General features: G+C 58.9%; 23 protein-coding genes. 15 read left to right on the top strand and 8 right to left on the bottom strand.

Annotation, left to right across the window (positions count from 1 at the left end):
• The first annotated feature begins 5 nt into the window (after window positions 1-5).
• Window positions 6-1,481, top strand: coding sequence for a sodium:solute symporter (locus INR77_RS14340; protein WP_223071691.1), 1,476 nt, complete (start codon window positions 6-8; stop codon window positions 1,479-1,481).
• Between the two features lie 54 nt (window positions 1,482-1,535).
• Window positions 1,536-2,273, top strand: coding sequence for a hypothetical protein (locus tag INR77_RS14345; protein ID WP_223071692.1), 738 nt, complete (start codon window positions 1,536-1,538; stop codon window positions 2,271-2,273).
• Here INR77_RS14345 and INR77_RS14350 read toward each other — a convergent pair.
• Window positions 2,248-2,925 (bottom strand): Fe2+-dependent dioxygenase, encoded by a 678-nt coding sequence (locus INR77_RS14350; protein ID WP_223071693.1) that lies wholly within the window; start codon window positions 2,923-2,925, stop codon window positions 2,248-2,250. The two genes, INR77_RS14345 and INR77_RS14350, sit on opposite strands and share 26 nt — an antisense overlap.
• An 82-nt stretch (window positions 2,926-3,007) precedes the next feature.
• On the opposite strand from INR77_RS14350, the gene INR77_RS14355 reads away from it, so the two are divergent.
• The 4 genes from INR77_RS14355 (at window position 3,008) to INR77_RS14370 (ending at window position 7,094) form a co-directional block, all read left to right on the top strand.
• A complete protein-coding gene (locus tag INR77_RS14355) occupies window positions 3,008-3,850 on the top strand; it encodes a hypothetical protein (protein WP_223071694.1) in 843 nt (280 codons plus the stop codon).
• A 75-nt stretch (window positions 3,851-3,925) separates the two neighbouring features.
• Complete coding sequence (gene serS, locus INR77_RS14360) at window positions 3,926-5,209, top strand: serine--tRNA ligase (protein WP_223071695.1); 1,284 nt, start codon at window positions 3,926-3,928, stop codon at window positions 5,207-5,209.
• Window positions 5,209-5,964, top strand: coding sequence for a 5'/3'-nucleotidase SurE (gene surE / locus INR77_RS14365; RefSeq protein ID WP_223071696.1), 756 nt, complete (start codon window positions 5,209-5,211; stop codon window positions 5,962-5,964). The genes serS and surE overlap by 1 nt, the downstream gene beginning before the upstream one ends.
• 113 nt (window positions 5,965-6,077) lie before the next feature.
• Window positions 6,078-7,094, top strand: a complete 1,017-nt coding sequence (locus INR77_RS14370; RefSeq protein WP_223073587.1) for a TrkA family potassium uptake protein — start codon at window positions 6,078-6,080, stop codon at window positions 7,092-7,094.
• A 4-nt stretch (window positions 7,095-7,098) separates the two neighbouring features.
• Here the strand turns inward: INR77_RS14370 and INR77_RS14375 are convergent, their stop codons facing one another.
• A complete protein-coding gene (locus tag INR77_RS14375) occupies window positions 7,099-7,497 on the bottom strand; it encodes a DUF1761 domain-containing protein (protein ID WP_223071697.1) in 399 nt (132 codons plus the stop codon).
• A 115-nt stretch (window positions 7,498-7,612) separates the two neighbouring features.
• Between INR77_RS14375 and rimO the strand changes: the two genes are divergently transcribed.
• The gene (gene rimO, locus INR77_RS14380; protein ID WP_223071698.1) at window positions 7,613-8,983 is read left to right on the top strand and encodes a 30S ribosomal protein S12 methylthiotransferase RimO; all 1,371 of its coding nucleotides are present in this window, start codon (window positions 7,613-7,615) and stop codon (window positions 8,981-8,983) included.
• 35 nt (window positions 8,984-9,018) lie between these two features.
• Window positions 9,019-9,816 carry a transglutaminase family protein gene (locus INR77_RS14385; protein ID WP_223071699.1) on the top strand — a complete coding sequence of 266 codons (798 nt, stop codon included), beginning with the start codon at window positions 9,019-9,021 and terminating at the stop codon, window positions 9,814-9,816.
• A gap of 23 nt (window positions 9,817-9,839) precedes the next feature.
• Here the strand turns inward: INR77_RS14385 and INR77_RS14390 are convergent, their stop codons facing one another.
• Window positions 9,840-10,901, bottom strand: coding sequence for a LacI family DNA-binding transcriptional regulator (locus INR77_RS14390; protein WP_255573806.1), 1,062 nt, complete (start codon window positions 10,899-10,901; stop codon window positions 9,840-9,842).
• A 165-nt stretch (window positions 10,902-11,066) separates the two neighbouring features.
• Between INR77_RS14390 and zwf the strand changes: the two genes are divergently transcribed.
• The 5 genes from zwf (at window position 11,067) to INR77_RS14415 (ending at window position 19,177) form a co-directional block, all read left to right on the top strand.
• Window positions 11,067-12,530, top strand: a complete 1,464-nt coding sequence (gene zwf / locus INR77_RS14395; protein ID WP_223071700.1) for a glucose-6-phosphate dehydrogenase — start codon at window positions 11,067-11,069, stop codon at window positions 12,528-12,530.
• Window positions 12,523-14,328 carry a phosphogluconate dehydratase gene (edd, locus tag INR77_RS14400; protein WP_223071701.1) on the top strand — a complete coding sequence of 602 codons (1,806 nt, stop codon included), beginning with the start codon at window positions 12,523-12,525 and terminating at the stop codon, window positions 14,326-14,328. Before zwf ends, edd begins: the two co-directional genes overlap by 8 nt.
• An 11-nt stretch (window positions 14,329-14,339) precedes the next feature.
• Window positions 14,340-15,329 (top strand): glucokinase, encoded by a 990-nt coding sequence (locus INR77_RS14405; RefSeq protein WP_223073589.1) that lies wholly within the window; start codon window positions 14,340-14,342, stop codon window positions 15,327-15,329.
• Complete coding sequence (locus INR77_RS14410) at window positions 15,326-18,100, top strand: phosphoenolpyruvate carboxylase (protein ID WP_223071702.1); 2,775 nt, start codon at window positions 15,326-15,328, stop codon at window positions 18,098-18,100. Before INR77_RS14405 ends, INR77_RS14410 begins: the two co-directional genes overlap by 4 nt.
• Window positions 18,101-18,259: 159 nt before the next feature.
• Window positions 18,260-19,177, top strand: a complete 918-nt coding sequence (locus INR77_RS14415) for a L,D-transpeptidase family protein (RefSeq protein WP_255573807.1) — start codon at window positions 18,260-18,262, stop codon at window positions 19,175-19,177.
• A 2-nt stretch (window positions 19,178-19,179) separates the two neighbouring features.
• Here the strand turns inward: INR77_RS14415 and tilS are convergent, their stop codons facing one another.
• The 5 genes from tilS to INR77_RS14440 form a co-directional block, all read right to left on the bottom strand.
• Window positions 19,180-20,115 carry a tRNA lysidine(34) synthetase TilS gene (tilS, locus tag INR77_RS14420; protein WP_223071703.1) on the bottom strand — a complete coding sequence of 312 codons (936 nt, stop codon included), beginning with the start codon at window positions 20,113-20,115 and terminating at the stop codon, window positions 19,180-19,182.
• Window positions 20,116-20,259: 144 nt separating this feature from the next.
• Window positions 20,260-21,267, bottom strand: coding sequence for a tol-pal system YbgF family protein (locus tag INR77_RS14425; RefSeq protein WP_255574027.1), 1,008 nt, complete (start codon window positions 21,265-21,267; stop codon window positions 20,260-20,262).
• Between the two features lie 207 nt (window positions 21,268-21,474).
• Entirely contained in the window at window positions 21,475-22,401 is a 927-nt protein-coding gene (locus INR77_RS14430) for a helix-turn-helix domain-containing protein (RefSeq protein ID WP_223071704.1), read from the bottom strand.
• Between the two features lie 174 nt (window positions 22,402-22,575).
• Complete coding sequence (gene ptsP, locus INR77_RS14435; protein ID WP_223071705.1) at window positions 22,576-24,858, bottom strand: phosphoenolpyruvate--protein phosphotransferase; 2,283 nt, start codon at window positions 24,856-24,858, stop codon at window positions 22,576-22,578.
• A gap of 173 nt (window positions 24,859-25,031) precedes the next feature.
• Window positions 25,032-25,226 carry a YdcH family protein gene (locus tag INR77_RS14440; RefSeq protein ID WP_223071706.1) on the bottom strand — a complete coding sequence of 65 codons (195 nt, stop codon included), beginning with the start codon at window positions 25,224-25,226 and terminating at the stop codon, window positions 25,032-25,034.
• A 304-nt stretch (window positions 25,227-25,530) separates the two neighbouring features.
• Between INR77_RS14440 and INR77_RS14445 the strand changes: the two genes are divergently transcribed.
• Entirely contained in the window at window positions 25,531-25,728 is a 198-nt protein-coding gene (locus tag INR77_RS14445; RefSeq protein WP_223071707.1) for a YdcH family protein, read from the top strand.
• Window positions 25,729-25,923: 195 nt separating this feature from the next.
• The gene (locus tag INR77_RS14450; RefSeq protein ID WP_223071708.1) at window positions 25,924-26,388 is read left to right on the top strand and encodes a DUF1465 family protein; all 465 of its coding nucleotides are present in this window, start codon (window positions 25,924-25,926) and stop codon (window positions 26,386-26,388) included.
• The last annotated feature ends 5 nt before the right edge of the window (window positions 26,389-26,393 follow it).

Below are 26,393 nucleotides of genomic sequence, written 5' to 3' on the forward strand. Positions count from 1 at the left end.
CTGCTATGGAACGCTGGCATATTATAGCGCTCGTGATCGCTGCCTATCTCGCCATCACTTTGGCGATTGGCTTGCTCTCAGGCAGGCGCGCCTCGAAAAGCGTCTCTGGCTATGTCGCAGGGGACCGCGATTTCGGCCTTCTAGTCATGTATTTCGTCCTGGGCGCGTCGATTTTTAGCGCTTTTGCTTTCCTCGGCGGTCCCGGTTGGGCTTACAGCCGGGGCGCGGCGGCTTTCTACATTTTGTGCTATGGCGTGCTTGGTATCGCGCCCTACTTCTTCCTTGGACCAAAGGCCGCCGCTTTGGGGCGAAAGCACGGCTTTGTGACGCAAGCACAGCTTATTTGCGGGCGCTTTCCCTCGCGCGCACTGAGCGTGATGATCGCAGTACTCACCGTACTCGCTTTCATCCCCTACATTACGCTTCAGATGCGCGGCGCAGGGATAGTGATCGAGGCGGTGACCGAGGGCAATGTGCCGCTGTGGGCAGGCGCGCTTGTGGCTTATGGCATTGTGCTCATCTATGTTCTGTTCTCAGGTGTCGCAGCGGTCGGGTGGACTAACACCTTCCAAGGCATCTTCATGCTCACCATCGCGTGGACGCTAGGCCTGTATCTGCCAATTTCGCTTTATGGCGGGGTGGGTGAGATGTTTACTCAGATCCTGAAGCAGCGCCCTGAACTGCTCACCATGCCCGGTCTTACCGCAAGCGGCGAACCTTGGAGCTGGGGCGGATATTCCAGCGCTATCATCGTCTCTGCCGTGGGGCTGATGATGTGGCCTCACCTGTTTATGAAAGCCTTCACCGCGCGCTCTGATAACACTTTGCGCCGAACCGTGGTGCTTTTCCCGACCTTTCAGCTGTTCCTAATCCCGGTGTTTCTTATCGGATTTGCAGGGGTGCTCTATCCTGAAAGTCCGCCCAGCTCTGACTTCATCCTGCCTTTTATGATCCTCAATGCTGAGCTTCCCGCCATCGTCGTCGGCCTGTTTTGCGCAGGGGCTCTATCTGCTTCCATGTCCACCGGAGACAGCCTTGTGCACGCCGCCGCTTCGGTGACGGTCGAGGATGGAATCAAGCCTTTCAAACCCATGTCCGACGAAGCGCGCCGCAAGCTCATTCAAGTGCTGGTCGTAGTGGTGGGTGCGCTGTCTTATGTGTTCGCTGTGAGCGAAGGCGTAAGCCTAGTCGTCCTGCTTCTCACCGCTTATGGCATCATCTGCCAGCTCGCCCCTCCCATCGTTGCCGCCATGTATTGGGGCAGAGCCACCACCGCCGGGATTGTCGCAGGTTTTGCCAGCGGATCGCTCACGGCTGCATTCTTCTTCCTGAGCGGGTACTTCGGTGCAGATTTCAGGCCTTATGACCTTCATGAGGGGATGCTTGGGCTCATGGTCCACATCCCCATACTCATCATCGTCAGCCTCCTTACTCAGCCGCAGGCAGAGCATCACCGCGAGGCGTTCCTAACTCCAGGCTGACGCTGTCCAATCTGCACGATTTCCAAACCGTCCAAATTTCTGTACATAAGCGCCATGCATCTGTTCGAGATCCTGATTGTCATGCACGTCATCACTGGTCTGACGGGATTGATTGCATTCTGGGTGCCGATTGTCGCAAAGAAAGGCGCGGTCAATCACCGCCGCTGGGGACGCATTTGCGCTTACGGCTTTATTGGCGCAGGCACGCTTGCAGTCATCATGGCGCTGATCTCGCTTTACGGGCCAGAGGAGCGCATCCCTTCGATCACTGACCGCGTTTTGTTCGACGGCCTGTTTGGCTGGATGATGCTTTACCTGGGCCTTTTGACGATTGGCTTTGCTGACTATGGCCTTGCGGTGGTGAAGCATTCGCGCAATCGCGAAGCGCTACGTGAGGCGCGCTATCAAATTGTGATCGCTGCCGTCCTTGTTTCTGCGGCTTATTGCTTCTGGTACGGCTTTCACATTGGCGAAATGCTCATGATGGCTGTTGCGGTGCTTGGCATTGCGGCAATGAGCATTCAGGAGCTTTTTATCTGGCGAAAATCGTCGCCAAGCCGCAAGGCTTATGTGGGTGAGCATTTCCGCGCACTCATCGGCATGGGGATCAGCGCTTACACCGCTTTCATGTCAGTGGGGCTTATCCGCTATATTCCAGAGCACGTCTTCAACCCGCTCGTCTGGGCCCTGCCCAGCACGGTGGGGGTTGCGCTCATCATCGGATTTTCACTTCAGGCCAAACGTCAGGCTCAGCCCAAGGCACCCCCTAAACCTCAGCCCACATCCGCATAAGATTGGCAATCGACTTATCGATCATCAGGAGTTCGGGCGCATTGGCGGGAAGTTTCGCGCTGAGCGATGCGCGGGTGTTCTGCATATCGAATAACAGTTCGCGCTGTGCCTCATCGCGGATCAGGCTTTCGATCCAGCCCACTGCGACAATCCGCGTGCCACTGGTCACGGGCCTTACTTCGTGGATGCTGGTCGAGGGGTATAAGATAAGATGGCCCGGTGCCTCTTTGATACTCTGGGTCATGCCAGCGGTCTGCACCACCAATTCACCGCCCTCATAACTCGCAGGGTCGCTTAGAAAGAGGGTGAAAGAGACATCGGTGCGCATTTGGCCGTCGCCCTTCCCCATCAAAGCATTGTCGATATGCGCGCCGTAATGCCCGCCTCCTTGCGTCTTGCTCACCAGTAGCTTGGAATGGCGACGCGGGCGCACGGCGGCCTTTACCACCGGGTTTTCCATAATGAGCGGCGTCAACATCTGGCCAAGCGCCCGGCCCGCAGGGCTTGCCATGATCGCCTGTTCGTTATCCTTCACCCGCGCTGCCACCTTGCCAGCGGTTTTGCGCCCGTCCTGCCAGTCGAGCTTTTCAATCGCCTGATCGATCTCGGCCAGTTTGTCCGCGTCAGAAATGGCTTCGATGCTGAGGATCATAAAAGGCTCTTGATAATCGTTTGCAAAAGAATGTTGATCGCTTATGTCACCGAACAAACACGTTCAACCGGAGCAGTAAGTGATGAAAGTCGAATTGAAAACCTGGACACAGCTTGGCGTTGCAACCGCTTTGGCTGGCCTCACTCTCGCGGGCTGCTCAGGCGAGGCTGGAGAAGGCGGCGACGCGGGTGAAAGCGCAGCGATGCAGCAGGCTGGTGAAGCCGGCGAAGGAGAAGGCGGCGAAGGCGGTGAAGGTTCCCGTGGCGAGGGCGGCGAAGGAGGCGTTGATGTCGCGGCAGCTGGCAATGATCCGGTGACCTACACATCCGCGCTTGCGGTGGCAGAAGCTCATGTGATCGCCGCGCGCGATGCTTATGCAGCGGGCAAGACACAGGCTGGCGCTGAAATGTTTGCGCATCCCGTGTCCGAGGTGCTGCTTGAGCTTCAACCCGTGTTTGATGCGCAGGGTGTTGAAGATATGTCGCCGCTCTTCGCAGGTGCGTCCGAGGCGGCGCTTTCGGGTGTGGATGCAAGTGAAATTGCAAAACAAGCCGACATCATCATCGCCGCCCTTCGCGATGCGGAAGCAAAGGCTCCGCAATCTGACAAAAGTGCAGGAACGATTGCTGCTGGCGTAGTCGCCGACCAGATCGAGCGAGCTGTCGCCATGTACGCGCAGGCGAGCGAAAGCACGCAATATGGCCCCTATCTTGATGGTTATGGCTATTACAAAACGGCGGCGAGCACTTTTGAACGATCTGCTGAGGCAATTCGCAGCGAAGATGCCAAGCTTGCCACCAGCATTGAGAAAGCTCTTGCGCTGCTCGCTACAGCCTATCCAAGCGTCACGCGGCCTGAAAATCTGGACGCGAACCAGGGCGAACTATCGGGTGCTTCGGCCTCGGTTATGCTTGCGGCGAGTTGATCGAAGGCAAAAGAGCGCGAGCGCGGCCCCCATCTGGTCTTTTATTCGTAAGCTTAAGCGGGCATAGGCACAGCCATGCATGATATTCGCTTAATCCGAGAGAACCCGGAACAATTCGACGCTGGCCTTGCACGCCGAGGCGCTGAGCCGGCTGCGCGACGCATCCTTGCGATTGACGAAGAGCGCCGCGCTCTGACGACGAAGCTGCAAGAGATGCAGTCGCGCCGCAACGAAGCCTCCAAGGCGATTGGCCAAGCCATGGGCCAAGGCGACACCGACAAGGCCGAGGCGCTGAAAGCCGAAGTTGCGCAGATCAAGACCGATATGCCGACGCTTGAGGCTGAGGAGAAGGCGCTGGGGGAAAAGCTGCAAGACGCTTTGGCGCGCCTCCCTAACCTGCCGTTTGACGATGTTCCTGATGGGGATGACGAGGCGGGCAATGTCGAGATCGCCACTTGGGGCACAAAACCAAGCTTTGATTTCGAGCCCAAGGAACACGCCGATATTGCGCCTGCGCTCGGCATGGACTTTGAGACAGGCGCGCTGATTTCTGGCGCGCGTTTCACTTTCCTGAGGGGGCACATGGCGCGGCTCCACCGCGCTTTGGGTCAGTTCATGATCGACCGTCAGGTGAGCGTTTACGGCTACACCGAATGCGCGCCGCCCGTGCTCGTCAAAGACGAGGCGATGTATGGCACCGACAAGCTTCCCAAATTTGCCGAGGACAGCTTTCGCACCACCGATGATCGCTGGTTGATCCCAACGTCTGAAGTCTCGCTGACTGCAAGCGTCATGGGCCAGCTGCTCGACGAAAGCGCCCTGCCCTTGCGCATGACTGCGCTTACCCAGTGCTTTCGCTCCGAAGCGGGCGCTGCGGGGCGCGATACGCGCGGTTTCATCCGCCAGCACCAGTTTGAAAAATGCGAGCTGGTGAGCGTAGTCAAACCTGAGGAATCCGAGGCGGAACACGAGCGCATGACGCGCGCGGCCGAAGACGTGCTCGAAGCGCTTCACCTGCCCTATCGCAAGATGCTGCTGTGCACCGGCGACATGGGCTTTGGTGCGCGCAAGACCTATGACCTTGAGGTGTGGCTGCCGGGGCAAGGCGCCTATCGCGAAATCAGCTCGTGCTCGAACACGGGCGATTTCCAATCGCGGCGCATGAATGCGCGCTACCGCGTGGCGGGCGAGAAGAAGAAGACCGAATACGTCCACACGCTAAACGGTTCAGGCCTTGCCGTGGGCCGCACTCTTGTTGCGGTGATCGAGAATTACCAGCAAGCCGACGGCAGCGTTCTGGTGCCGGAAGCGCTCGCCCCATATATGGGCGGCATCACCAAGCTGGAGCCGATGTCCTGATGCGCATTCTCCTGACCAATGACGATGGCATCCGTGCACCCGGCCTTGCCGTTCTGGAGAAAATCGCAGCGCAGTTTTCCGATGATGTCTGGGTGTGTGCACCGTCTGAAGAGCAATCGGGTGCAGGCCACTCCTTGACGCTTAATCATCCCGTGCGGCTGCAAAAGTTTGGCGAACGGCGCTTTGCCGTCACGGGCACTCCCACTGACAGCGTCACCATGGGCCTTCGTCAGGTGCTCGACAGCCCGCCCGATCTCATCTTGTCAGGCGTCAATCGCGGCGCGAACTTGGGAGATGATGTGACCTATTCAGGCACCGCCTCTGCCGCAATGGAAGGCGCGCTCGCGGGGATCCGCGCGATTGCTCTGTCACAGGTGATTTCACCCGAAACGCGCGGGACCGATCACGAATTTGCTCAAGCGCTTGAATGGGCTCCCAAAGTCATTGAGCCTTTGATTGATGCGCCCTTTGGCAATCGCACGTTCCTGAACGTCAATTTCCCGCCCAAAGGTGCGCAAGGCATCCGCGTCACCCGGCAAGGCTTTCACGATTATTCGCGCGGCAGCGTTGTCGAAGGCACTGATCCGCGCGGGCTTCGCTATTTCTGGTTCGGGCTCCACCCGATTGAGCACACGCTTGATCACGGGACTGATCTGGAAGCGATTGATGACCGCTATGTCACTGTAACCCCGCTGCAACTCGACTTGACGCATTACCCCACAATCGACACTCTCGCTGGCCGGTTCGCAGGGTAAAGCACACGCACATGGCTCAACGGGATACCAAAGGTTTTTTGACGCGCCATCCGGAGCTCAAAACCGCGCAGAAGTTTGACAAGCAACGCGGCGTTCACCCGGTGCAAAAACGGATGCAGCCGCTTCGCCGCGCTGTAGGCCTGCCGGTTTGGGCGGACGTGTTTCTGCGCCTCGGTGCAGCACTGGGTCTGATTTTCATCGTTGTGATGATCCATTGGTTCGACCGCGAGGGGTTGGTCGACAATGTCGATGGGCACGTCAGCTTTCTCGATATTGTCTATTTCACCATGATTTCGATCACGACGACCGGCTTTGGCGATATTGCGCCCGTCTCAGACAGCGCGCGGTTCAAAGAAGCGGTGATCGTCACACCGATCCGCTTTCTGGTTTTCTTTATCTTCGTAGGCACCGCCTACAATTTCATTATCAAACGCAGCTGGGAGAAATGGCGCATGGCCCGCATTCAGGAAAAGCTCTCTGACCATGTGGTTGTCCTTGGCTACGGCGTATCTGGCTCACAGAGCGTCGAGGAATTGATCGAGCGCGGTACGCCCGCAGACAAGATTGTCGTGGTCGACCCAAGCGATGACCGCTTGCGCGAAGCAGAAAAGCTTGGCGTCAATGTGCTTGCAGCGGACGCGACGCGTGATGAAACCTTGAAAGCGGCGCGCATTTCAACTGCGAAAAATGTGCTTGTCTCGGCAGGGCGCGATGACACTTCGATCCTGATCGTGCTTACCGTTCGCCATCTTGCGCCCGAAGTCCCGATCAGCGTGGTGGTGCGCGCTGATGATAACGAGTTGCTGGCACGACAGGCTGGCGCGGACAATGTCATCAATCCGGTCCGCTTTACCGGGCTCCTGCTTGCAGGCTCTGCCAATGGCCCACACATCGCCGACTACCTTGCGGACCTCGCCTCTGTTTCAGGCCGCGTCCATCTGGTTGAGCGCGTGGTTACCGAAGAAGAATGTGGATGCTCCATCTCTGAACTCGGCACCGGCGGGCGAGGCCTGCGCATCTATCGCAATGGCCGCGCCATCGGCTTTTGGGAGGAGGAGTGCCAATCCTTGCAGCCCGGTGATGTGATCGTGGAGATTGTGCCCTCTGAAAATGGCAATGGGGGCGGCTAGACCTCTAGCGAAAAAGCAAAAACACCCCGCCCATCGCAGCCATGCCTAGGATGAAGTGGCCTGCATCAATTGCGAAAAGCACGCCTGATTTGCGTTGATAGAGATAGTTGATGCCAATTGCTGGGACCATCACTCCAAGCGCGAACCCGATCGACATCATCATCACCACAAAAGGCGCAGGGTTGGTGCGCGCGATCAAGTGCCACAGCACCATGGCGATCAGCATTTCAAACAGAAACGTCAGCCCGAAGATGAGCGCCATATTGCCAGATTGAACGTCCTCGTCCGACAGCCCCGCTGCCTTTTGCCAGGCCTTGCCGAACAAAACTCCGTACCAGATCGCGCCAACGACGAAGAACGCCGCGGTGCCTGCCAGAACAGGCCACAATGCAAAATCATTCATGCGTGATCGCTCCTTCAATCTTTAGCAGAGCGTAGCGATGATTGATCAGCGTGGGAAGCAAGCGCGCGCTCTACTCTAGCGCTTCTCACAAAACGCGTGTAACGGCGCGGCCATCATGTCCAACCCAACCACTCTCCCTGACGCCAAGAAAGTCGGAATGGTCTCGCTTGGCTGCCCTAAGGCGCTGGTCGATTCAGAACGCATCCTCACGCGGCTGCGCGCCGACGGTTATGCGATGAGCCCTGACTATGCGGGCGCGGATGTGGTTCTGGTCAACACCTGCGGCTTCCTCGACAGCGCCAAGGAAGAAAGCCTTGCCGCCATTGGCGAGGCGATTTCCGAGAATGGTCGCGTCATCGTCACCGGCTGCATGGGTGAAGAGGCCGACGCGATCCGAGCTGCCCATCCGCAAGTGCTGGCGGTCACGGGCGCGCATCAATATGAGCAGGTGGTGGAGGCCGTGCACGAGCACGCGCCCCCATCGCAGGGGCCGTTTGTGGACCTCATCCCGCAGCCCGATGTGAAGCTGACGCCGCGCCACTACAGCTATCTGAAGATTTCCGAGGGGTGCAATCACTCCTGCTCTTTCTGCATCATTCCCGACCTTCGCGGAAAGCTTGCCAGCCGCCGCATCGACGCGGTGCTGCGCGAGGCGGAAAAGCTCGTGGCGGCCGGCACGAAAGAGCTTTTGGTGATCTCTCAGGACACGAGCGCCTATGGAGTTGATACCCGTCACGAGGCGAAAGCGTGGAAAGGCCGCGAAGTGCGCGCGCACATGACCGACCTCGCGCGTGAGCTTGGCCAACTGCGCACCCCTGATGGCAAAACGCCGTGGGTCCGCCTCCACTATGTCTACCCCTACCCCCATGTGGATCAGGTCATCCCACTCATGGCTGAGGGGCTTCTTACTCCTTATCTCGACATCCCATTTCAGCACGCCGCGCCTTCTGTGCTCAAATCCATGCGCCGCCCAGCGAATGAGGCGAAAGTGCTGGACCGGATCAAGGCATGGCGCGATATCTGCCCCGATATTGCGATCCGCTCGTCCTTTGTGGTCGGGTTCCCCGGCGAGACGGAAGCGGATTTCCAATACCTCCTCGACTGGCTCGAAGAGGCGCAACTGGACCGGGTGGGCGGTTTCCGTTTTGAACCCGTCGAAGGCGCGCGTGCCAATGACCTGCCCAATCCGGTACCAGAGAGCCTCAAGGAAGAACGATACGCCCGGCTTATGGAAGCGACGACACGCATCAGCGCCGCCAAGCTTCAGGCCAAAGTCGGACGCAACCTGCCCGTGATCATCGATGAGGTCGGCGAACCAGACGAGGACGGTGATGTTGGTGCAACCGGGCGATCACAAGCCGATGCGCCAGAGATCGACGGGGCAGTTTATTTGCGCAACGTCCCTGAAACGCTGGCAGCAGGCGATATTGTCAATGTGACCGTCGAAGATGCCGATGAGCACGACCTCTTCGGCGTGATTTCCTAACGTGCCTCTTCGCGCGCAAGGAACATAGCCGCCCAATGTCGATCAACATCTCTTCGCATTTCGTGTTTGAATTGGACGAGCCCACTGACTGCCTCATGCAGTTCGAAGCGGCGTCCTTACCCGAACAGGAAATTTCGAGTGTTCGCACCTTGTTAGACCCGTCCGACACTGCCGTACGCGTGCCAGCGCAAGATGGCATTGGCGAGCGGATATGGATGCGTGCCAAGGGGCGGGTCGAAGTTTCCTATGAGGCTGAGGCGACAATTGCCCGCATCGCTCCGGATATGTCATCGCTTGATCAGCTGCCTACCCATATGCTTCCGGGTGAAGCGGTGCAGTACCTTTTAGACTCGCGCTATTGCCGGGCCGATCAATTTCAGCACTTTGTCGCCTCGCGCTTCGGCTCCAGCACTGGCGGGAAGCGGGTTGCCGCCATCCGCGATTGGGTCGCTCACAATTTTTCCTATGTGCCCGGTTCGAGCAATGTCCAGACTGATGCCGCCGAAAGCTTTATAACCCGGCAAGGCATTTGCCGCGATTATGCGCATATGGTGGTCGCCTTGGCTCGCGCATCGACCATCCCTGCGCGCTATGTGGCCGGTTATGCCCCCGGTGTATCGCCGCAAGATTTTCACGCATTGGCTGAGGTGTTTCTAGCAGACCCGAACAATGCGGGCGGTGGCACTTGGCAATTGGTCGATGCAACCGGAATGGCCAGCGCAATGGACACGGTGAAGATCGGAGTGGGCCGCGATGCCGCAGATGTGAGCTTTCTCACAACCTTCGGACCAAACCGCTTCCTTGAAAGCCGGGTAAGCGTACATGGCAATTAGCGACGAGAGTTAATTGTCAAGGTTCAAGCACTCGCGCGTTTGACAAGCTTCACCGGAACGCGTTGAACCTTTGGCCGCGCCTTGGCGGCATCTGCGCCCTCACCAGCAAGGCTTCCTGCGACAGTTTGAACCAGCATCCGGCCCGCCATATCAAGGTCAGGCTCAATCGTGGTGAGCGCAGGGGTAGTCATTTCGCTAGCCGGGATGCCATCAAAGCCGACAAGGCGAATATCTTCGGGCACCGTCTTGCCGCCCGCTTGGAGCGCATCAAGCACACCAAAGGCCAGCGCATCACACACGGCAAAAACGCCGTCGCAAGTGGGATGCTCGATTAGCAGCTTTTCTGCGGCTTGACGTCCTTGATCGCGCCGCGCATCTGCAGGCTCAATCTCGATCAGCTCAGCCTTCACCCCGCGCAAACGCGCTTGCGCGAGAAAAGCCTCCACCCGTTCAGCAAATTGGCGCTGAGGACTGCCTAATGAACCGATGCAGACAAGGTTTTTTGCGCCTTGGTCAATCAAATGATCTGCCGCCGCCCGCGCGCCCGCTTCATTGTCGGAAAGCACTCTGTCCAGATCCCCCAAGGGCGAGCCCCAGAAGGCGACTGGCGCGCCTGTCAACTCGGCGCTCGTTCCGATCTCGCGGAAATATTCCCACGCCGGAAGATTGGCGGTGGTGCCAATTACAATCAGCCCCTCTGCCTGACCGCGTTCAACATAATGGCCGAACAGCTTGTCCTCTTCCGCCTGAAGCGAGACGAGCACTTCCAACCCCAGGTCGGCGGCGGCGGCGCATATCCCGCCAAGCAGGGCATAGGAGAACGGGTTCACATCGCGCGCGCCAGAGCCCGGCATACAGATGACGACAACCGCCAAGGTGCCCGTATGCCCACGCCGTAAACGCGCCGCGCGTTCGTCGACGAAATAGCCCATTTCCTGAGCCGCGCTTATAACTTTTTGCCGGGTCGCCTCGCTGATAACAGCGGAACCCGACAGCGCGCGGCTGACGGTCGATTGGCTCACGCCTGCGCGTTCAGCCACGTCAAAACTGGTGATCCGCGCATTTTTGCGAAGATCGTCCATCATTTCTTCCCTTCAAAGCCGTCTTGCTGCCAAACCTTAAATGACGTGGGTTCTCATTTGAATAGCTATGCAATCTATGGTCCACACATACGAACGCCTGTTATAAGCAGCCAATGGTACACTGGCGGGCCCCGGCGAGCCATTGCCTGACGCAAGGAGAAAAAATTCATGCCTGCGACCCAATTTGCCGCTGACCGCTTGCTTTTATTCGGAGCGACCGGCGACTTGTCGAGGCGCAAACTTTTGCCATCGCTGTGCGCTTTGGACGCTGATGGACTGCTGTCAGACGAATTGCGCATCATCGGCACCGCGCGAAGTGATCTGGATGATGCAGGCTTTCGCAATATGGCGCGCGAGGCGATGGAAGAATTTTTGCCAGCCGACCGGCGCGGCAGCATGGCGGGATTCCTCAATCGGCTGTCCTATCAAACGCTTGATGCAAGCACGCTTGACGGTTTCGACGCGCTCGCCGCCAAGGTTGAAGACGCAGGGGAAAAAGGGGCTGACGGAGGCATTGCGATCTTCCTATCCACCGCGCCAAGCCTGTTTGGGCCCACCATAAAGGGGCTCGAAAAAGCAGGACTGACAGGTGACAAGGTCCGGATGTGCCTTGAAAAGCCGCTTGGCTCAGACCTTGATAGCTCAGCTGAGATCAATGATGCGGTGGCCTCCGCCTTCCCGGAAGAGCGGATTTTCCGCATCGACCACTACCTTGGCAAAGAAACGGTGCAGAACCTCCTCGCGCTGCGTTTTGCCAATATTCTGTTTGAGCCGATCTGGAACTCGAACGTTATCGAACACGTCCAGATTACTGTCGCAGAGACAGTGGGACTTGAAGGGCGCGTGGGCTTTTACAACGACGCAGGCGCGCTTCGCGATATGGTGCAAAACCATATGCTCCAACTTTTGGCACTGGTTGCGATGGAGCCGCCGACCTCGTTTGATGCAACCGCTGTGCGCGATGAAAAGGTAAAGGTGCTGCGCGCGCTTCGTCAAACATCGGCGAGCGAAACGGTCACGGGCCAATACCGCGCAGGCGCGAGCGATGGCAAAGCGGTGCCCGGATATGATGAGGAATTGGGCGAGGCGTCCGACACCGAAACTTTCGTCGCGATCAAGGCTCATGTCGATAATTGGCGCTGGAAGGGCGTCCCCTTTTACCTGCGCACCGGCAAACGTATGCCAGAGCGTGTCACCGAAATCCTGGTTCAATTTCGCTGTGTGCCCCACTCCATCTTCGAAGGGACGGGCGCGGGACTACACCCCAATCGCCTGCTCATCGGGATTCAGCCAGAAGAGGACATTACGCTATCCCTGATGGCGAAAGTGCCGGGACTTGACGAAGACGGCGTGCGCCTTCGCGAAGTGCCCCTTGCCATCACCATGCCCGACGCCTTTGCCGAGGCGCAGCGGCGTATCGCTTATGAAAGGCTGCTGCTCGACCTTATCAAGGGCGATCAAACCCTGTTCGTGCGCCGCGATGAGGTCGAAGCGCAATGGCAATGGATCGACCACATCCGCGCCGAGTGGGAAAAGCAAGGCAAGAAGCCGCAAACCTATATGGCGGGCACATGGGGACCATCGGGCGCAGTGGCACTGACGGAACGCGATGGAGTGAGCTGGCATGAGTAATCTCAATCCCGTGATTGAGCGGGTCACAAACAGAATTATCGAACGGTCCAAGCCTTCACGCGATGCCTATCTCGATCTGATGCAGCGCGAGGCGGATCGGCGGCCTGAGCGCTCGCAAGTTTCGTGTTCGGTCCTCGCTCACGCTTTTGCCGGCGCACAGGAAGATCAGGAGGCGCTGAAGAACAATCGCGGGCCCAATATCGGCATTGTTACCGCCTACAATGATATGCTCAGCGCACACCAGCCCTATGGCCGCTATCCTGAACGGATGAAGATTTACGCGCGAGAGAAAGGCGCGACGTGCCAGGTCGCTGGCGGCACCCCTGCCATGTGCGACGGCGTCACACAGGGCGAAGACGGGATGGAGCTTTCGCTCTTTTCCCGTGACAATATTGCGATGGCGACAGGCGTTGCGCTGTCTCACCAGATGTATGACGGCGTTGCCTGCCTTGGCATTTGCGACAAGATTGTGCCGGGGCTTCTCATGGGCGCACTTCGGTTCGGGCACTTGCCTGCCGTGTTCGTGCCCTCCGGCCCCATGCCAAGCGGCATTTCGAACAAACAAAAACAGGAAACTCGCCAGAAATATGCAAGCGGCGAAGTGGGTCGCGATGCGCTCCTTGAAAGCGAGCTTGCCTCCTATCACTCTCCGGGGACTTGCACATTTTACGGCACCGCCAATTCCAACCAGATGATGATGGAGATGATGGGCCTGCACATACCGGGCTCGGCTTTCGTCCTGCCGGGTACGAAACTGCGTCAGGCGCTCGACCGGGCCGCTGTTCATCGCCTCGCCGAACTTTCCGGCACGACGGAGCGCACCCTTGCCAAGGTCGTCGATGAAAAGGCGATCGTGAACGCAGTGATCGGACTTCTTGCAACGGGGGGGTCGACCAATCACGCGATCCATTTGCCTGCCATGGCCCGCGCTGCTGGGATCGTGCTCGACTGGAGCGATATGGCTGAATTGTCGAGCGTCGTGCCGCTATTAGCGCGCGTCTATCCCAATGGCTCTGGCGATGTGAACCAATTCCACGCGGCAGGCGGCATGGGCTATGTCATTGGCGAGCTTCTCGATGCTGGCCTTGCACATGGCGACATCCTGACCGTTTGGGACGATGGGTTTGACGCTTACCGCGCAGAGCCCGTGTGGCAGGACGAAGCACTCGCATGGAGCCGCGTGACCGCTTCCAAGGATGACACCATGCTGCGCCCCGCACGCGCACCGTTTCAGGCGGATGGCGGAATGCGGCTGCTCACCGGCAACCTTGGCCGCGCGTGTTTCAAATCTTCGGCGGTGGCTAAAGACCGCTGGACTATCACCGCGCCTGCCCGTGTTTTCCAGACGCAGGAAGCCGTGAAGGAGGCCTTCCAGAAGGGCGAATTGAACCGCGATGTCGTCGTCGTCGTTCGCTTTCAGGGCCCACGCGCCAATGGGATGCCCGAACTCCACGGCCTCACACCATCGCTTGGCGTGCTGCACGATCAGGGTTACCGCGTTGCGCTTGTCACCGATGGCCGGATGTCGGGGGCGTCCGGCAAAGTGCCAGCGGCCATCCACTGCTCCCCCGAAGCGATGGACGGCGGGCCTTTAAGCCTTCTACAAGACGGCGATATTGTGACCGTATGCGCTGAAACAGGGACGCTCCATACCGATGCCGACCTCTCCACACGCAAACCTGCCCCCAACCCGCCACAGGAATGGGGCGTTGGCCGCGAGCTTTTCCGCATGATGCAGGCCCAGGCTGACGATGCAGAAAAAGGCGCGTCCGCAATGCTTGTGGCGGCCGGATTGTGAGTGGAGAGACTATGGGCGGTGAGACGCAAATCGTCACTGTCGATATTGGCGGCACTCACGCGCGCTTTGCGATTGCCAGCATTGCCAGTGAAGGCACGATCACCCTCGGCGAACCGGTAACACTGCACACGTCAAACCACGCAAGCTTTCAGACTGCTTGGGAGGATTTCCGCTCTCAGCAAGGCGGCGCCCTTCCCGACAATCTCGCCATTGCAGCCGCCGGCAGGATCAACGCGGACATCATTCGTTTTACCAACAACCCGTGGATCATTCGCCCGCCTCTGATCGAGGAAAAACTGGGCGTCTCAACCCACCTAGTCATCAATGATTTCGAGGCAGTGGCCCATGCGGCCGCGATTGCGAGCGAGGATCAATTCCTGCACCTTGCTGGGCCTGATACGCCATTGCCATCGAACGGCACGATTAGCGTGCTTGGTCCAGGGACGGGCTTGGGCGTTGCCCATTTCAAACGGCTGTCACCCGCGAAATACTATGTCCAAGCGACAGAGGGAGGCCACGGCGACTTCGCGCCTCTCGACAGCATAGAAGACACCATCCTCGCCCGCCTTCGCCAGCGTCACACTCGCGTCTCGAATGAACGCGTCGTTGCTGGCCCTGCGATTGTCGATATCTATCAAGCGCTCGCTGCGATGGAAGGCCGCGCCATCGTCGAACGAAGCGATGTCGAAATCTGGACCGCCGGGACCAATGGTGAAGACAGCCTCGCTGCCGCTGCGGTTGACCGCTTCTGCCTCGCGCTCGGCTCTGTCGCGGGCGATATCGCCCTTGTCCAAGGTGCAAGCGGGGTCGTGATCGCGGGCGGTCTTGGCTATCGCATCCGTGAAACTTTGCTAAGCTCCGGATTTGCAGACCGTTTCTGCGCCAAGGGGCGCTTTGCCTCGCTCATGGCTACGCTTCCGGTCAAGCTTATCACCCACCCCCAGCCCGGCCTGCTCGGCGCGGCTGCCGCTTTTGCTCAATTGCATCTGGAACCTCAATGAACCTTCCATTGAACACCATCACCGACCTCTCCCAGCGGCTTCAGGAGCTTCACGCCCGAACGCGCGAGACACCCTTGTTCAACCCGGTGTTCCAATTGGGCCTCGATCTATCGCGCGGACTTGAAGGGGGCGCGCTTGACCTCGATGCGCTCGAAGCCTTGGTTGAAGAACTTGAATGCAAAAGCCTGAACGCGCGCACCGCGCGGCTTCGCGCACTGATTAAGCCTCACGCGCCCCAAACAGTGGCGACTTGCGATAGTGATGAGGAATTTGAAGTCTACCAAAAACGCTGGGAGGCGCCCCGCCTCCATGCCGTTTTCACCGCGCACCCGACTTTTCTGCTGACGCCGGCGCAAACCAGTGCGGTCGCTCATGCGGCGAGCACCGGCAGCGAAATTCATGCCTCGCCAGAGCTAAGCGGCGCAAAACGCCCGCAAGTGACGCTGGAATATGAACACGCCGAAGCCATGTCGGCTATCGCCCACGCTCAAGAGGCGCGCAGTGCGATCGTGCGCGAGGTTTACGAGCACGCCTATGGCTGTTGGCCAAAGCAGTGGAAGACGCTTCGCCCGATGCCGTTCCGCTTTGCCACATGGGTTGGCTATGACATGGACGGGCGCACCGATATTGCCTGGTATACCTCAATCCGCTTTCGCCTCGCTGAAAAGGCGGAGCGCCTTGCACGATATGCTTACGAATTGGCGGAAATCGACGAAGCCCACAAGCTTGTGGCTACGCTTAAAGCCGCAAGCGATCATGCGGCGAAAAGCGCGGAGGATTTTGCAGGCGATCTGTCGGCGCCAGAGGCTTTATCCGCTGCCGCCAACCGTTTGACCGCCGACGATCCGGCAAAGCTGACCAGTCTATCTGGCATCATCGCGCAGCTTGAGAAAGAAGCAGAAGGCGAGGCGGATAACACCCGCGCTGCCGATCTCCTGACCCTCGCCGCCGCTATGCGCGCCGATGGTCTTGGCATGGCGCACATCCATTTCCGCGTGAATGCCAAACAATTGCACAATGCGATCCGCACCCACCTGCACGAAAGCCCCGAGCTTGATTTGGCCAGCAAAGGCGCAATGGCGACGCTTCGCCGGATGCTGGCCGAAGTAAGCCCCAAGCGCACCAATTTTGCATCGCTAGCCATCGAAAGCTCAACCGCGACCCGCCAATTCCTCGCCATGGCGCAAATATTGGAGCACGTGGACGCTGACACGCCGATCCGGATGCTGGTCGCCGAATGCGAGCAACCTTCGACGGTTCTTGCCGCGCTTTATCTCGCCAAACTGTTCGGGATTGAGGGCAAGGTTGACGTCTCGCCCCTGTTCGAAACCGAAGAAGCATTGGAGCATGGCGGACGCTTCCTCGAAGCGTTGTGCAAAGAAGAAGCCTATCAGGAATATGCGCGCGGTCGTGGCCGGGTGTGCATCCAAACCGGCTTTTCCGACGCGGGGCGGTTCGTCGGGCAAATTCCGGCAAGCCTTGCGATTGAGCGGCTACAAGGGCGCTTGGCGCAAGCGATGGAGCGCCACAAGCTCACCGATGTCGCAGCGCTCATCTTCAACACTCACGGCGAAAGTATGGGACGCGGCGCGCACCCCTCCTCCTTCGCTGACCGTCTGACGTGGCCGCTAAGCCCATGGGCGCGCAGCCGGTTTGAACGACACGGTATTGCGCTTGAACCCGAAGTGTCGTTTCAGGGCGGCGATGGCTATCTGCCCTTCGCCAATGCGACCCTTGCGCGCGCAACATTGACGCGGATCATCAAGGATAGCCCGGTGCCAGAGCCCGTGTGCGAAGATCCGTTCTACACTCGCACGGATTTGAGCCTCGATTTCTACCGCGCGATCCGCGCGCATCAACGTCGCCACTTACGCAGCCAGACTTATAGCCGCGCCGTCACCGCCTTTGGACTTGGCCTTCTCAATTCGACGGGTAGCCGGGTCTCGCGCCGTCAAAGTGATCTTAGCGCCGACCGCGATATGAACTTGCGCCAAATCCGCGCCATCCCGCACAATTCCATCCTGCAACAGCTCGGCTTCCCGGTAAACGTGATTGCCGGGATCGGTAGCGCGGCGGATGGGAATTATGAGGAGATCGCTGCCCTGCTTGAGACGAGCGATCGGGGCCGCCAATTGATGCGATTGGCGCAAACTTCCAACGCGCTTGGCAGCATTAAAACGGTCGCAGCGTATGGCGAGCTTTTTAACTCCGCCTATTGGGCAAGCCGCCCTTATCGTGGGACAGAGCCGCATTTGTCGGGTGCCTGCGAAGTGTTGGCCGAATATCTCACCAAGGATGACCGCACAGGCGTTTTCCGTCGTCTCGCATCGCGGCTTCGCGTCGATACGCTAAAATTCCACCGTCTGCTCGACCTTTTGCCGCGTGAAGAGCGGCTCAGCCTTGATCAGGATACGCGTCGGATGATCGGATCAGCGCAAGCTTTGCGCCTTGCGCTGATGCAGCACATCTTCCTTCGCGCCGTGTCAGTGCCCGTGTTCAGCCGCGCCAACGACATCAGCCGAGAAGACGTGCTTGAGATGGTGTTCTCCCTGCGGATCGACGATGCGCTCGCACAAATGCGCCGCGCTTTCCCTGTCCATTTCCCCTCCCCTTCCGATTTTGCGATGGATGCGCCGGCGGATTATCCGGATGCAGATACAGGCGGCTATGGCGCAATTGCGCGCGATTACATCGACCCGATTGAGCGCGCTTATGGCCTCATGCTCCGGCTATCGGTTGCCATCGCCAATGAGTTCGGCGCGCATGGGTAAGCCCTTGCGCTTGCTCACATGATTTTACACATCCTGCGCCCGTTTCGCGTTAACTTTTGCCCCCACGCAGCGTCCCCCCAAGGGACGCGTGGCTGCAAGTCACTGGCGGTTCAGCCTTAAAAGCGCTAAGTTGCGAGTAATATTTAGGGACGAAAGACGATGGCACTTGGGAAGATTCGCATTGCAGGGGTGATTGGTCTTGCTGCTCTTATGGGCGGTGGGAGCCTTGTGGTGGGACAGACTTCAGAGGAAATGGCAGGCGATGCAGCGATGATTGTCGCTGACGATGTTGAGGACGCGATCCGCGCGATTGATCCGACAACTGGCGGCGATTCGCTGGTCTTCGACCCTTCCCTGCCACAACCCTACATGGCGCCCGAAGCCGCGCTTCCACCGCTTCCCGGAAATACGATCGGATCGCCAGAACGCGGCGCTGCCACGCGCCAGATTGCGCGTCAGGCGACAGATGATTTGCCCGAACTGCCCGCTGCGCCCGCTGAAATCACTGCGCGCGCTATGGGTCAGGCCGCATCGCGCGTCCCTGCGCCCACCCCCGCTATTGCCGCGCCAGAACCAGTTGTTGCCCCTGTTGTGGCAGCGAAAGAAGACCCTTTCGTCATCAATTCAATCCTGCCGATTGAAGGCACGATCAAATATGGCGAGTGGTTCTGGGATGAAAGCCGCGCCCCGAAGACGGGCAAGCTCGTTATCACGGTCGATCTTGACGCACGTGTGATCAGCGTTTTTCGCGATGGCCATGAAATCGGCACGGCCGTTGCCCTGCTCGGCACAAAAAGCCACCCGACACCCGTCGGTGTGTTCCCGATCCTGACCAAGGAGAAGGACAATGTGTCGGAGAAATATGACAATGCGCCCATGCCCTGGACGCTGCGCATGACGTGGGACGGGATTGCGATCCACGGCTCGCCCGTGATGAACGGCTATGCCTCGCACGGCTGTGTTGGTGTTCCCGATCCGTTTGCAGAAAAGCTTTTCGCTGTCGCCAAGCGCGGCGACAAGGTTATCGTCACGCGCGGCAAGATGATTGGCGTGGGCGACAAGCTTATCAACGGGTAAGATTAATGCACCGCACGCGGTGGTTCAGATGAGAACCGCCAGACGCGCATTTCCACGCCCACCTTGGCGACCTTCTCGACGCCAGGGCGCGCCAATACCCCGCCAAGCGATGCGTTTTCGCCGCGCCATAGGCGGTCAGCGGCAACGCCTGCCTCGCTGCGGGTGACACGTCCGCCAAGCTCAGACACAATCCGGCACACTGTCTCCACCTGAATGGCGCGTGGGACATTGCAGAAATAGCGGTATTGCGGCGCGCCCCTAAAGCCAGCGTCGTCGGTATCTTCGCGCGTTACCATCTCTTCCCAGTCGATTTGCGCATACCATTCAAGGGCGCGCCAGCCTTCGGCTAGATGCTGCGCGCTTCGAGCTAAAGCCTCCGGAGCTAGCCATTCGTGCTCTGCAATGTGGCGGCGCACCCGGACACGCTCGAAATTGCTATCTTCATTGGAAGGATCACGCACCGGCGTAATACCGCAGGCCTCAACCACGCACTCAAGCTCTGCTTTGCGAAAGTCCAAAAGCGGGCGGACGAGAGGGACATCCTCATAGCCCGGCACATGAGCAAAAGCGCGCACTCCGGCAAGCCCGGCAAGCCCGCTGCCACGAGCAAGCCTCATCAAGAGCGTCTCTGCTGCGTCATCCATGTGGTGCGCCGTCGCAACCGCTCCAAGGCTCTGCTCAATCGCCCAATCGCCCAGCGCCGTATAGCGGGCCTCGCGCGCTTTGGCCTGAAGGTTGCCGCCGCCCACGTGCACTTTGGCAGGGGTGAACGGCACATTGAGAGCCGCGCACACGCTTTCAACCAAAGCAACTTCAGCCTCAGCCTCTTTTCGCAAGGAATGGTCCACGCTCATCACGGCAATTTCGCCGGGCAAAGCGATGGCCGCTAGCACCAGCAAAGCAAGGCTGTCCGGCCCGCCCGAAACCGCAAGGCCCAATGGCCCGCCGCGCTCCTCGGCTGGCCAGAGCGCTTCGAGCGATGCAGCAAAGCGCTGTGTTAGCTCAGGGTCTACAGCATCAAGAGGTAATTGCGTATCAATCAGCGCCCCCTTTCGGCGCCCCTGTTTTTGCTCATGCGCCGATCATTCTTCGCAAGTGACCTTTTGCAGGTTCGCCTGATATTGGTCCGCCAAACGCCCCGTGGCAACTGCGGGATATGTCTCGCCAAATTCAGAAAGCGCAATACAAGCCCGCCGCGTATCATCCATCGCGATCATGCTTTCAGCGAGGTACAACAGGCTGTCAGGCGCGCGGCGCGCAGTGCGGTCGGCCTGATAATTGCGCAGGAACCAGCGCGCCGCTTCCTCTGGCTGACCATCGTCCAAAAACGCACGGCCAAGCAAATTGCGCCCGTATGTGATGCGCGGGTGGTTGGGATATTGTTCTACGAAGGAAGCCAATTGCTGGCGCGCTTCGGGATAGTATCCGGCGTTCCACAAGCGAAAGCCGTAGGAATATTCATCATCGCCCGCATCATCGGTTTGCGGTTTGGTGATGGCCTGCACGCCCGCAAGCCGTTCATCGCTCGGACCTGTGGCAGCGGGTGGCTGTGCACTCGAAGAGGTTGTCGTCGCGCTCGATTGGGCTCCGCTCATCGCGTCGATATTGCTACGCGTTGCCCCTCCCGATGACGGCCCTCCCGAAGCCGCGTTACCCGATTGCGCGCCGCTGGTGGGAAGAGTGCGGGTCGCCGCGCCTCCCGCCTCAAGCGCATCGAGCCGCGAGCGCACTGCTGCGATGGCAAAACGGTTCTCTTCGGTCAAAGCCGTCAGCCGCTGGAGTTGCAGTTCCATCGCATCAAGCCGCGCAAGAATATCGGTTACCGCGCTGGTCGAGGGACGCGCGACATTGGGTTGAGTGTTTGTGCCATCGCGCTGCGTGATCAGAGGTTCGAAGAAACGGCCATCGCCGCCGGGAAACACCGCGCGTTGCAGGGCGCGGATTTCCGCTTCGGCGCGGCGAAGGCGAGCCTCGGCATCATCCTGTGCTGCGGCGGGGACAGGGGTCGTCGCGACCACTGCGGCGGCAACCACAGCCCCGAGCATGGGGGGCAATTTGCGAAACGGCTTGGATGGAAGGGTCAGATGCATAGCGGTCACTCGCTTCCTTTTGGTCCTTGAATTGTCCACATCGTGAGCAAAAACCTGCCACACGGCGGATGAATAGCAGCAGAATCCTGCCCCAACCCGCGCCTCCAAGTCGAGCCCGCCCCCTCACTAATCGGGGGAATGTGGGAAGGGATTTTGTAAAACCTCGCGCCACCCGTCGGTCAGGTGAGCGCCTTGAGGGCGCGCCGATTATGGCGAACCGCCCTCACCCTCTTCCCCATTCCCGCGCGCAAGCAAGGCTGCGGCTGATACTGGTGCATCGGAAACAGGGACCATCTCGGTCGCAAGCGGAGGGACAGCCACCCCGCCTATGGTGATGTTGAAAAGGTTTGGACGCCCGGTGTTGATCCGGGGGTCTTGCGCATCAAGCGGCACTTCATAAGTGTCGCCATCTTCCATCACGCCTTCGTAAAGGCGTTCGCCGCCCTCTTCATAAAAACGCACCCACGCGCCCTCACCGGTCGCGGTGAAGACCACTTGTCCTTCAGCACTGGCAGCGGTGGCGGTGGTCGCTGCATCAGCGCTGCTGTTTTCACCGGCTGCGTCCGCCATCTGTTCAGGAACAGTTTCAGCCGCATCATCGCCATCCGCCATCAGCGACGGCAATTCGACACCAGCACCAAAGTAGCGGCTAGCGAAAGCGAGAACGCCCGCAATCAGCAAGAGCGCTGCAATCGCGCCAAACCATGCAAGGCCGCGTGAAGGCAGCTTGGCGGCATCGCCTGGCTCCATCCCTCCGGGAACAGGTCGGCGGTGCTCCCCGCTCTCCGCCAGCTCTTCACGAACGGCATCAGCGATGGATTTTTCATCCAAGCCAACGACGCGCGCATAGCTGCGGGCAAAACCGATGGCATAAGTGCGCGAGGGAAGCGCATCAAAGGCGCTCGCCTCTATCGATTCCAGATGACGGATAGGGATCCGGGTTTCAGCGGCGACCTGTTCCAGCTCCATCCGACGTGCTTCGCGTGCGGAACGCAATCGCTCCCCAGCACCAGTCTTGGCACCGGACTCGTCGCTGGCCCCGCCTGGGGCACCCCCATTGGGCGTGTCCGTCAGATCGTCCACAGAAGTCTCATCACTATCGACCTCATTGAGGTGTGTTTGTTCATTTACCATCGACCCGTCCGCTGCTGCCCCTGCGGGGTGCCTGTTTTGTTATGACACCATAGAGCTTTGCGATCATTTGCGAGTCAAGGGAGCGATCACAAAAAACTGGTCCGAATAGGCCAGATGCCCCCGAAAAGCGGCCAAGAGAGCGGTTAGTATGCGGTAAATGAGCAGTCGCGCGCGTCAGTCGACTTCGATATCGCGCGCTGCCGCCCATTGGGTGAGTTCCTCACGCAAATTGGTGTGTGGCTTGGCCAGCCAAAGGTTCATCGCCTCGGTGATTTCTTCCAAATTCACCTTGCGCACCAATTCCTTGATCGGGCCAACGGCTGCCGGGGTGATCGACAAGCGGCGATAGCCAATGCCTAGCAGAGCCAGCGCCTCCAATCGGCGGCCTCCCATTTCCCCGCACACGCCAAGCGAAACTCCGCTTCCATCGACCTGTGCTGCGACCCGCTTGAGAAAGCGCATGATCGGAATGGAAAGCCAGTCATATCGCTCTGCCAATGCGGGGTTGCCGCGGTCGGCTGCGAACAGGAATTGCGTCAGATCATTGGTGCCGATGGAAAGAAACGACAGGCGCGGGAGCAAGAGGTCAAGCATCTCAGCGAGCGCTGGTACTTCGAGCATGGCGCCGAAATGGATTTCCTTGGGCACCATCTTCTTTTTCGAGCGCAGGAATGCGAGTTGCTCATCGAACACCTGCTTTGCCGCGTCAAATTCCCAAACTTCGGACACCATCGGGAACATGACGTAAAGCGAGCGGCCTGCCGCCGCCTCGATCAAGGAACGCGCCTGCGCTTTCATCAAGCCATCGCGTTCCAATGCCAGACGCAGTGCACGCCAACCCATCGCCGGGTTTTCGTCCTGACTGGCGATCTCAGAGGCGAGGTATGGCACCGCCTTATCGCCACCAATGTCGACTGTGCGGAAAATCACGGGTTTGTTGCCCGCTGCATCAATTACGTCTCGATACAGCTTTTGCTGCCTTTCGCGCTGAGGCAGAGTGGCTGAGACGAGGAATTGGAACTCTGTGCGGAACAGGCCCACCCCGTCCGCGCCAGTCAAGGCGAGCGAGCCAATATCATCGCGAAGCCCTGCGTTCATCATCACCGATATGCGCGCGCCGCATTTGGTGAAAGGTTCAACATCGCGCAGCTTTGCGTAGGCGGCCTGACGCTCCTTTGACTTGGCAAAGCGCGCCGCAAAGGCGTCGGCCACAGGCTGTGCGGGACGCACAGTTGCCACACCGGCGGTGGCATCCAGCAGGATTTCATCGCCGTCGCGCACCATCCCGCGAAGCCCGCCATTGCCGTTGTTGGCCCGGCCCAGCACCGGCACGCCCATGGCGCGCGCAACGATAACAACGTGCGCGGTGAGCGATCCTTCCTCAAGGATCACGCCTTTCAAACGCCGCCGGTCATATTCAAGAAGTTCCGCAGGCCCCAGATTGCGCGCGATCAGAATCGTGTCCTTGCGAAGCCCGGCCTGCGCCGCCGTGCCCAATTGCCCGGAAACAATTCGCAGCAATCGGTTCGCCAGATCCTCAAGATCGTGCATCCGGTCGGCAAGCAGCGGATCGTCAATCTCGCGCATTCGCATCCGGGTGTGTTGCTGCACGCGCTCAATCGCGGCCTCTGCAGTCAGGCCGGAATCAATCGCCTCATTGATGCGCCGCGACCACCCTTCGTCGTATGCGAACATCTTATAGGTCGCCAGCACCTCTTCATGTTCGCCGCCCGCGCCAAATTCGGCGCTATTGGCAAGCCCGTCGATCTGCTCGCGCATCTTGTCAAAGGCGGCATAGACCCGCTGACGCTCTGCCTCGGTATCTTCAGCCACGACTTGTGTGATTTCAACGCGCGGCTGGTGATAAGCGGCAATGCCGGTCGCAAGCCCTTTTACCAGCGTCAGACCATTGATCGTCTGTGGCCCGGATTGTTCAGGGGTCAGGCCAAACGCCTCTTCCTCGTCAATCAATTCGGCATTGGCGATCAATTCAGACAGGACCATGGCTGTCGTCTGAAGCGCTTCGATCTCAACGTCTTCATAGCGGCGCGGATCGACGTGCTGGACGCACAAGACGCCCACCGCCCGCTCGCGGTAAACGATGGGAACCCCAGCGAAGGAGTGGAACTTATCCTCCCCCGTTTCAGGCCGGTATTGAAAGTCGGGATGCGCCTTGGCCTCAGCCAGGTTGAGGGTTTCCACCTTGTCGGCGATCGTCCCGGTTAGCCCCTCGCCAACCGCCATGCGGGTGACGTGCACCGCGCTTTTGTTCAGTCCGCGCGTGGCGAAGAGTTCGAGCATCCCTTCGCGCAAGAGATAGATCGAGCACACTTCTGAAGAGAGGCTTTCGCCGATTACATCGACCACCTGATCCAGCTTGCCTTGTGCGTGCATACGCGAGGCCATCACATCGTGAAGGCTGGTCAGAATTTGGCGGGCGGCATCAACGGCGGTCATCGTGAAAAGACCTTAGCGATCAATGGTGCAAAGGCAAAGTCGCTTAGGGGCGCTTTAGCTTGGCGGAAGGCACAATATGGTGTTTCCTCCCGCCAAGCATTATGCGCGATTGGCGCCGCCTTATTTCAAGAAGTCGAGTTCGCGAAGGAGTGTAATCACCCTCTTCAGCGTATTCAGGCGCGCGAGAGCTCTTCCTTTATCTTGAGCTTTTGTCGTTTGAGAGCCTGAACCGCTGCTGCGTCTGGCGCTGGCCGAGCCATTTCATCGCGAAGGCGGGCTTCAAGACCGGCGTGTTTGGATTGGAGAGCATTGATGTGAGAGAGTTGGGCGCCTGAGGAATTCGCGGTTGCGGAATGGGCAGTTGCCATATGCTTTGTCTCCTATGTGTTGTCGGGGGTTTGCCCCCGGATGGCGACTCGGACACTCAGGTCCAAGCTGCAAATCAATAGAACCATATCTGCGGCTAAGTTGCAAAGAACCGAACAGCTATGATCAGCCCAAAGGTTCCTCGCTTGAGCCCGCCTGATCAATTGAGGTTGAGTCCTTAGACGAGGTTTTACCGTGTTTGCGCCCCCTTGCGCAGCGCTTGCGGTGTGAGACAGTAACGGGCATTACAATCATTCACACTGACAGGGCCGCAACTGCGCGGATTGGAACAGGTCCGGGACGATAATGAACGAGCAAGAGCTGCAAAAACGTCTGGAACTTCTCAAGACTGAGCACCGCGATCTCGACGCGGCGATTGTTGCCCTTACAGAAAAAGGGCCCAGCGATCAGCTCCAGGTGGCTCGTTTAAAAAAGCGCAAACTGCGGCTTAAGGATCAAATCGCGATCATTGAGGATACGCTGCTTCCTGACATCATCGCTTGATCGGATTTAGTGTGTAATTTGGAGCATTTACTCCGCCCCACCCGGCAAAAATACGCGCAATCCCTTAGGTATCGTCCGAGGTGCAGTAAGCATCGCGGGCTTATCGTCCCCCTTAGAGACAGCCTGTAAATCTTAGCAGGATAGTAACCATACGCTACTGGAATCCCGGGGCGCAGCCGAGTAGCTCAATCAACTATGGCAAAGTCAGTAAACCTATCGCGCCCCATTATCGAAGCGCTCTACACCGAAGCTCTGGTCCTCGCTGATGAAGTGCGCGCTGTTTTTGCGCGCGGTGCGCATGAACCGGAAATTGGCGGCGATACAATGGCGCGCCTTGCGCTTTCGACCGAAGGTTTGAAGACAACAACCCGCATGATGCACGTGCTGGCGTGGCTTTTGAACCAGCGCGCCTATTTTTCGGGCGAGCTGAACGCAGAGCAGGTCCGCAAGCATGGCACGCTGCCAACAGATCGCCCCTCCGATCCCAAAGCGCTCGCTTCGCTCGAGCCACCCACGCGTGAGCTGATTGCGGAAACCGAAAGGCTGCATGAACGTATCGCACGCCTTGATGAAGCGTGGCGCTCAGGTTTTGAAATGACATCGCCTGCGCGCGCCTATCGCTCACAGCTTGAGCGGCGGTTCAGCGAACACAATTTCTAAAGCGC

Origin of the sequence: Erythrobacter sp. SCSIO 43205 (genome assembly GCF_019904235.1) — a bacterium.
In the GTDB taxonomy this organism is placed as follows: Bacteria; Pseudomonadota; Alphaproteobacteria; order Sphingomonadales; family Sphingomonadaceae; genus Erythrobacter.